The following is a 7,599-nucleotide window of genomic DNA, read 5'->3' as shown; positions in this document are numbered from 1 at the left end:
GTTTCTACTTGAAATTTCATCGCTGCTTTTAGAGCAATTGCTGTGAATAATTTTGTCGTCCCAGCTTGATAATATTTGTCTAATGCTCTTCCTATCCTGTCATCGTTTAATTGTTCAGGCGTTACTCCTTCTCCAATTAGATGTTCTGTTGCTTTTCCTACAAAAAATGTGTCGAATAGGTATATTGGAGCGCTCAAAAAACCCAATCCGTTCAAAATCATCGCTTTCATTACTTGTCCTGGACTGAGGGTTTCTTTGGTTCTTAATCCCACTTTTTTGTTGACTTCTTCTACCAATTCCATCTCATCTATTATTCCTGCTACTATTCCTAAATGGTCTAAATTTACGATATTTATCGCTTCTGAGGGCTTTTTCATAGTTTTTAGAGTTGGGTTAGTTGTGGAAGTTATTATATCCTAAAAAAGCCCAAAATGATTGTATGGCAATCATTTTGGGCTTTCGTGATTCCGAATTTATCTGAAATTAAATCTGCTTAAATATCTGCGGAATGTGGGTATCAAGGCAGCAATCATGTTGTCAGAGATTGTGTTGTGTAATTTAGTCTAAATAAGTTGATTAATGGCCAAAATCAATCTATTAAAAAAATCCGTTAAGTCAACTTTCTTAAATATCGGATAATTTGAACCAAAAGTGACACTAAAATCAGAAAAGATAGGCTCTAAAAATATTTAGAGCGGGTCAGGCATCAAAAGTCCTAGTCATCCGAGTCAGATCTGCGGAATGTGGGTTTGAGTTATCTGTTTTCAGCAGAGATTGAGCAATCAAAAATGGTTGGTTTCGTTGTTGAGCTTGGAGAGATCATTGGCGATCGCCTTCTAAAATCCATTAAATCATTAGAGAATATTTGTTTTTGGATGAAATACTGAGCGCCTAATCACAAACTTGAAAAGATGATTGTTCAGGCGATCGCCTTCTAAAACACACAAAATCATTCGAGGATATTTGTTGTTGGGTGAAGTAGCGATCGCCATTAGTGTGTTTAGGCAAATTTCTCAGATGAGTTGTAAAATAATCTTATTGTATAGTAGAAAATATACCTATGGTTATTACATTACCTATTTCTAAAACGATTTTAACGATCGCAGATGTTGAAAACAAATTTCAACTAATGCCTTGCACTGCACCCACATTTTTTCGGGAGTGGCAGGACGATTTACCCGAACTCACCGAGATTGAACGAGCAACACTCGCTCGCCTTTTGGTGAGATTTGCAGGACATAGAAGGCGCGGCATTCTAGCAGAGGGTGCTGTGGATAAGCTGATGATCTCCCCACTTTTGGACTTAGTTGGCTTTTATGAACCTGAATATGAGGTACGTACTGAAGAATCAGTTGAATTCGCTTTGGAAACCGATGAAGAAGTTTTGCGCGGTAGAATTGACACTTTAATTGTGCGCGATCGCATCTGGATATTGGTAATTGAGGCAAAACGAACCATTATGGCTTCCTTGGCATTGCCACAAGCCTTGTCCTATATGATGTGTAACCCAGCATTAGAGCTTCCATCTTTTGGGCTAATTACCAATGGAGATGAATTTATTTTTGTGAAGGCGATCGCAAAGCCAACTCCTTTGTACAGTGCATCGCGATTGTATTCGCTATTTTTTCCCACTGGCAGTCAAGATTTGACTGAAGTGTTTCGTGTTTTAAAACAGATTAAAATGCAAACAGGTTAGATTGACAAATATTTGAGAGTATTAAAGGGTTTGGTAAAAGATATTCCCCCCGTAGCCCGTCGCTATCTAGAATATGCGATCGCTTTGAGTCCGAATGCGAATTCTTCCGCTGTGCGATTAATAAGGCAGTCTATCAATGAAGAAGGCATCCATGTCTAAGTTTTTGATAAGTCAAGTTTTCAACAATAGTATTGCAATTACCCATTACCAATTACCCATTACAGCCAATTTCCCACCAGAACAAAAGGAGCCCAATAAAAGGGATGTTCGTAGCGAGATTGCTTTAAAAGAGCCAACTGACCAAGACGGAGAGCTTCAGCTTTAGTAATATTAGGTTGAGCGAGTTCTCGGTAAAATTCCGCCATTAGTGTAGCCGTAGAATCATCGCGTACAGACCAAAGCGTTGCCAGGGTACTACTCGCACCAGAACGCACCGCAACCCCTGCCAATCCCAAAGCGGCCCTGCTATCACCAGCAGCAGTTTGGCAAGCACTGAGAACCAGCAATTCCACTCTCCTAGAGTCATTTTGTCCATTTGAACTACTCAGTAACTTCTCAAAATCTCGGACATTAATTTTCTCATTCCAAGTCAGAATAAATGTTTCTTCTGGATTAGAACTAAACTGACCGTGAGTAGCTAAGTGAATCACAGGAAAAGAATTTTCACGAATTTGCTTTTGCAAATTAACCTCGCTAAAATCCTGATTTAAAAGCACCTGAGAAGGAATTTCTAAGCTAATTTGATTAATTTCTGATTTCACTGCTGGCAAGGCTGAAAATCCTTGACGAGCATCAGTTAATCCTCCCGTTAAAGCCTTAATTTTTCTCTGACCGAGGCCTCGTGCTTCTAGTAGCTGCAAACCCGGAGTAATAGCAACACTGTATTTTTCGATTAGATATTGTTTGCCATCATAAAGAGCAGCCATTGGCAAATTACGAAGAATGCCATCGAGGACAAATACTAAAGTTTTGATGTTATATTTGACTAAATCTGCTTCCGATGGCTGAATTAGCCAAGTGTAAACTTGTTCAGAAAGCCGCAAGCGTTCCTGACTTGAGAAAGCCGGATTTAAAGATTGCAACATCTCATCTAAAGTAGTTTCTAAATTGTTTTTAGGCAATTTAGTTTCGTAGTAGCGTAGTGGTTGTTTTGGCAGAGACAGAATTACAGCTAAACGTTCGGATAAAATAATTGGATAGAACACCGCTGCTTGCGGATCTACTTCATCAATTTGCTGGGGTTTAACATCTAAACAAGCTTCGCGGAAAAAGTTATCTAATTCTGCCAATTGCAATGCTTCAATTAATTTTCGTGCTTCCTTAAGATTTTCTTGACTGGGATTAGTATCTAATAGCAATTCTACCAGTTCTCTATAAACTGGTTCCACACTTTCACGAAAAGAAAACTGAACATCCTGATTGATAGTAACTAAATCAGTGCGGAGAGATTGGAGAGTTTTTACTGCTTCTGAATAAGCTGCAATTGCCATCGGTAAATTTCGCTGCTGTTTGTGAATCCGCCCTAATTGCCATTGCCAACGAGCAGCTATATTATCAGCACTAATTCCTTGAGCAATTATCAAAGCTTGTTGAGTTAATTTTCTGGCATCTTCCCACTGGGTGGACTGTTCGTAGAGTTTTCCTAGCTCTCCCAAAGCGTAAGATTCGGCTTTTAAGTCTTGCAGTGTTGTCGCTTGTTGAATAGCTGAAGCCAATACTTGAGCGGCTTGTTTGGTAACAGGAATAGGGACGGATTTAACGGCAGAGTTATCGCCGCTTGCTCGCTCTTTTGGTGTCTCCATTACAATCAAGCTTTGGGCATAATTAACTAGAGCATAAACTGTAGCTCGACTAGGTGGCAGGTTAGTTATTTGATTTTGGATTTGCGGCAATAATGAGTTAATATCGGCTAAGTTTTCAGTTTCTATACTCAAGCTAAGTTCGTTGAGTAAAGCTTGTATGCTAGTATGATTATTCTGGCAATTATTCTGAGTAGTAGTACAACTAGAAAGTTGAGCTGCCTGTCGGTAGTAGGTCAGAGCACTTTTAGCATCTTGCAAAGCTCTGGCAGTGTTTCCTAAACTTAAGAACGTGGCACTAAGTTCTCTTTTCTCCATAGCCGCTGCCTCTGGATTTGCAGTTTGTAGCTGCTGAGAAATTAGCAAACTTTGCTCTAAAATTTTCTGAGATTCACGCAAGTCTCCCACTGCTTGAAGAGCAACTCCTAAACTCCTTAATCCTGTAGCTTTTAGTATAGAATTGGGTTGAGCTTGTAATTTTTGATTTGCTTGCTCTAACGTTGCCTTGGCACGGCGATAAAGACCCAAGGTTTGTAAGGCTTGGGCTTGGTTAATTTGACTGCCTAAAATTCCAGTTTCATCTCCAGCTTTAGTATAAGATGCTTCTGCTTTTTTCCAAGTATCGAGGGCAGCTTCAGTTTGTCCTGCTGCTAACTGCAAACGTCCTTGGATATTTAATGCTTGGGCCAGTACAATAGCTGAGGAAGAATGGTTGATTGAGGAGTTATTAATTAGGTTGAGACTGGAGGCAATGGCATTTTCTGCTTCTGGCAAAAGCCCTAATTCTTGATACGCCAAAGACAGATAGCTTAAACTAAGAGATTGATTAAGACGATCGTTTTTTATATCATAATTTTGAGCGGACTGTTGCCAAAGCGCTGCTGCCTCAGAAAACCGCCCCGCCTCATAAAGAATTCTACCTTTTTCAATGAGATTGGAAACAGAATGAGATGGAACTTGAGCAATGCTGCTTTGGGGATATTGTGCTGTTAGGGGAACAACTACAATCGCGACCAAAAAAGCCAGGAATCCCAGCCAAAGGAATGACAGCAAATTTTGTCGGGAATTGCGGACAAAACTTCTGATCGAGCGAGTTTTACTCGTCCAACTCTGAATAGATTTTAAGAACAAGAGGATTTTTGCTCTCACTTTATCGCTCACTGCAAATAGTGGGTCTATTCTAGCCCACCTTGAAATAAATGCAAATACGATCGCGATTCAAAAATCAGAGTTTTTCTGATTTAGAAGGGTTTGGTACAAAAGTCTTTCTAGGATATTCCAGTTTTTGGGGTGGGTTGCCTACAGGATCGAGCTGCGGAATGGCAAAGTTATTAGCTAAACCCGCCCCAATAATCCGCATCTATGGTTATGGTATTACTTCTCACAAGAGTGCTTGGTAATCCTCAGAAAAGATCTCATCAAGTTGGCATATTCCTTCTGAGTAATCGTACCTTCACCGCAAATTTGGGATAGAGAGCGGTTCAGAGCATTAAATGCTGTTTCTACATCAATCCAATGCTGACCCGCACAGATAGCTTGATCCGAGGTAGGGTAGTATTCTTTGGATGTGAAGATGGCTCCTGTTGGGAGGAGCACTTGCCACTTCCAGCGATTGTTTGCAGGTAAGGGGGAAACCTGGAACCTGTAGTTTTCTTCAAACATTGGCTTACTTCTCAAACAACTTTAAATAATTTTTTAATAATTTTACAACAATCAGGATAGGGTAATCTTAATTTGACACTAAAAGTTATGATCGATTAAGCTTGACAACCTATTGACAAATGTAACAATATAGGACTTGCGCTCATGGCTCCAGAAACCGGGTTTTTGAGAGCATCTGTGGCTAACAACGAAGTATTTTCGTAAAAAAACCCGGTTTCTGTGGTTGGGTGCCAAAGTCCTGAATATCGGGGTCAATAGCAGGTGGGGATGGTTGGCTTAAATCAACGGTATCGGGCTGTTGGGATGCGATCGCGATGCGGTAATCTCGATCCCCTCCTCTCCTCAAAAAATAGGAACCACTAAAAAAACGGTAACTTACAGCCAACTTTTTAACGTTTTTTGCGATGTCTGCGTAAGTCTTGTTAAGATTAACTCTTAAAGTAAACTCGCTGAATCTACATCTAAAAATAAAGTTGCCTGAGCCTGCATTCGCAGAAATGAAGCGGGAAGTGCAGCACTAATTGAACCTAAAAGCATCTCCTTAACCGCAGGAGCCTTACGTTTTTCTGGTGCGAGGCAAATAATTTTCTTAGTTGAGCCCAGCAATGGTAGAGTCACTGTAAAAGCATACTGGGGCACAGCTTCCAAATGGGAAAAAAGACTCTGATTTACCTGTTGCAGGCGAGTCGCCAGATCGAGTTTTACTAATTTTACACTTCTGCGATCGCCAAAATCAGCCACAGGCGGATCGTTAAAAGCCAAATGCCCATTTTCGCCCAAACCAAGACAGCACAAATCAATCGGCTGTTCCTGTAAAAGTTTAGCATAGCGATCGCACTCCTCTAGCGGTTCAGTCGCGTCTCCTTCGATGTAGTGAAATGCCCCAGGATGTACTCGACTTTCCACCCTTTCGCGCATATAGCGGCGGAAGCTAGCAGCATGATTAGCATCAATTCCCAAATACTCATCCAAATGGAAAAAAGTGATTTTAGACCAATCTATACCGCCCAAAACAATCAAAGCTTCCAAAAATTTAATTTGCGAATTACCAGTCGCAAGCAGTACAGTAGCACTCCCCTGTTTAGCAAGAGTTTCCTGCAAATAAGTTTGTGAAATTTGTGCCGCGTCGTTTGCTAATTGTTTCTCCGTCTCGTAGAGACGAACCGACAGCGCATCTACAGTGAAGATTTTGTTAGGTGTAAACAATTGCGTAATACTATAATTAGGGATTAGGGACTAGGGGCTAGGGGCTGGGAAGAGGGGAATAAAATCAATGGTTTCAGCAATTCAGAGTGTCCTAAACATTTTGGCGGTTGGTATAGATTGATGAAGTATAATTTTATTCTAGCTCTTTAGACTACTATTGACAATGGCCTCAAGCTAATTCTAGCAGAAGGAAGAACCAAGAACGAAAAGGCTCTAATTAGCAATTAGCAATTAGCAATTATCCTAAGTAGAGGCAGAATATTTGAGTTTCACCGAATATTCCGCCTTTCCCACAAACTCGCCATTCACCGATTTACCAGCGCCATGTTATTATTAGTAAGATAAATATGCCCTAGCATCTTACCATTGTAAGTCCGCTTAGCAAAGCGCCAGCCTGGTTCCAGAGAAATCTTCGTTAAACCATTAGCAACACCGCGAGTGCGACCAATCACCATCGGTGCAGCAGAAGGATTGCGGCGATTAGTGCCAACCAGTACCATCTCTCCATTAACGCGCTGAATATTAAGATTATATTGCATCCCTAAGTCAGTTCCAGCAACCCGAATAGAGTAGCCATTACTATCAGTAGCGCGTCCGCAAATTCCTGTGAAATTAAACTTTAATAGTAGGGGATTTACAGTAACAGGACGATTGCCGCTTTCGCTCCAGCAAGCGCGTTTATTCGATACTTGTTCTAGAATTACTAATTGGTGAGTGGTACCGCCTCGAAAGGGAACGGCGGCGGCTACAAATTTCGTTTGGTCAACATCTTTTTGACCAAAAGTGAAGGCCGCAATCGCGGGAGTTATTGCAGAAATTGTGCCGATAGCAGTAGCAGCAAGAGCAGCAAATTGAAGTTTGAGTGAGGTTTTCATAGAACGCCTGTATTTGAGTTATGAACTCATTATTTAGAAAGCGCTTAAGATTTTGTATCGTATTCGTTCTAGTTCCTGAACTGTCTCGCTTGATTTTTAATCAGACTCAGCCAATACGATTCTATAAATCGATAAAAGCTTTACTGTGTCTTAACTCTGATGGGGAGTGTCGGAGGTGGATTTCCCCTAAAGTCTGGCCTAAGCATTGTTACAGTTAGCCAATTGTCTGTTTTCTTGACATCTTAGGGTTCTAGCATAGACAAGCCGGAGACTGAAGAGGAGCATCCCAATTTTGTAGTAGGGGCCAAGCATTCCGGCAGATAATACCAAATCCGGGTTTACGACCCCTTTATTGTAATTT

The 7,599-nt window shown here is 40.9% G+C and carries 9 protein-coding genes; 2 read left to right on the top strand and 7 right to left on the bottom strand.

Features of this window, described 5'->3' with window-relative positions; all coding sequences use genetic code 11:
• A partial coding sequence (locus PN499_RS03970; RefSeq protein ID WP_272030404.1) for a DUF4277 domain-containing protein occupies nucleotides 1-377 on the bottom strand: 377 nt, incomplete at its 3' end.
• A 683-nt stretch (nucleotides 378-1,060) separates the two neighbouring features.
• Here PN499_RS03970 and PN499_RS03965 point away from each other — a divergent pair.
• On the top strand, nucleotides 1,061-1,696 hold the full coding sequence (locus PN499_RS03965; RefSeq protein ID WP_272030403.1) for a type I restriction enzyme HsdR N-terminal domain-containing protein: 636 nt from the start codon (nucleotides 1,061-1,063) through the stop codon (nucleotides 1,694-1,696).
• 12 nt (nucleotides 1,697-1,708) lie between these two features.
• Nucleotides 1,709-1,855, top strand: coding sequence for a hypothetical protein (locus PN499_RS03960; RefSeq protein WP_272030402.1), 147 nt, complete (start codon nucleotides 1,709-1,711; stop codon nucleotides 1,853-1,855).
• A gap of 59 nt (nucleotides 1,856-1,914) precedes the next feature.
• Here PN499_RS03960 and PN499_RS03955 read toward each other — a convergent pair whose 3' ends face one another.
• The 6 genes from PN499_RS03955 to PN499_RS03930 form a co-directional block, all read right to left on the bottom strand.
• Nucleotides 1,915-4,656, bottom strand: coding sequence for a CHAT domain-containing protein (locus PN499_RS03955; protein WP_272030401.1), 2,742 nt, complete (start codon nucleotides 4,654-4,656; stop codon nucleotides 1,915-1,917).
• 64 nt (nucleotides 4,657-4,720) lie between these two features.
• Nucleotides 4,721-4,855 carry a hypothetical protein gene (locus tag PN499_RS03950; RefSeq protein ID WP_272030400.1) on the bottom strand — a complete coding sequence of 45 codons (135 nt, stop codon included), beginning with the start codon at nucleotides 4,853-4,855 and terminating at the stop codon, nucleotides 4,721-4,723.
• A gap of 14 nt (nucleotides 4,856-4,869) precedes the next feature.
• Nucleotides 4,870-5,157 carry a hypothetical protein gene (locus PN499_RS03945; RefSeq protein WP_007355607.1) on the bottom strand — a complete coding sequence of 96 codons (288 nt, stop codon included), beginning with the start codon at nucleotides 5,155-5,157 and terminating at the stop codon, nucleotides 4,870-4,872.
• A gap of 181 nt (nucleotides 5,158-5,338) precedes the next feature.
• Nucleotides 5,339-5,542, bottom strand: a complete 204-nt coding sequence (locus PN499_RS03940) for a hypothetical protein (protein ID WP_272030399.1) — start codon at nucleotides 5,540-5,542, stop codon at nucleotides 5,339-5,341.
• A 50-nt stretch (nucleotides 5,543-5,592) separates the two neighbouring features.
• Complete coding sequence (locus PN499_RS03935) at nucleotides 5,593-6,363, bottom strand: glucosamine-6-phosphate deaminase (RefSeq protein ID WP_272030398.1); 771 nt, start codon at nucleotides 6,361-6,363, stop codon at nucleotides 5,593-5,595.
• Nucleotides 6,364-6,668: 305 nt separating this feature from the next.
• Nucleotides 6,669-7,238, bottom strand: coding sequence for a DUF3747 domain-containing protein (locus PN499_RS03930; protein ID WP_007355604.1), 570 nt, complete (start codon nucleotides 7,236-7,238; stop codon nucleotides 6,669-6,671).
• Between the last annotated feature and the right edge of the window lie 361 nt (nucleotides 7,239-7,599).

Origin of the sequence: Kamptonema animale CS-326 (assembly GCF_028330895.1) — a bacterium.
Lineage (GTDB): Bacteria > Cyanobacteriota > Cyanobacteriia > Cyanobacteriales > Microcoleaceae > Kamptonema > Kamptonema formosum.
This window is presented reverse-complemented; position numbering and strand designations above follow the sequence as displayed.

What these genes read in the sequence shown, in the direction of transcription:
- PN499_RS03950 (WP_272030400.1), bottom strand. Translation starts at nt 4,855, where the DNA reads ATGCGGATTATTGGGGCGGGTTTAGCTAATAACTTTGCCATTCCGCAG.
- PN499_RS03965 (WP_272030403.1), top strand. Translation starts at nt 1,061, where the DNA reads ATGGTTATTACATTACCTATTTCTAAAACGATTTTAACGATCGCAGAT.
- PN499_RS03930 (WP_007355604.1), bottom strand. Translation starts at nt 7,238, where the DNA reads ATGAAAACCTCACTCAAACTTCAATTTGCTGCTCTTGCTGCTACTGCT.
- PN499_RS03945 (WP_007355607.1), bottom strand. Translation starts at nt 5,157, where the DNA reads ATGTTTGAAGAAAACTACAGGTTCCAGGTTTCCCCCTTACCTGCAAAC.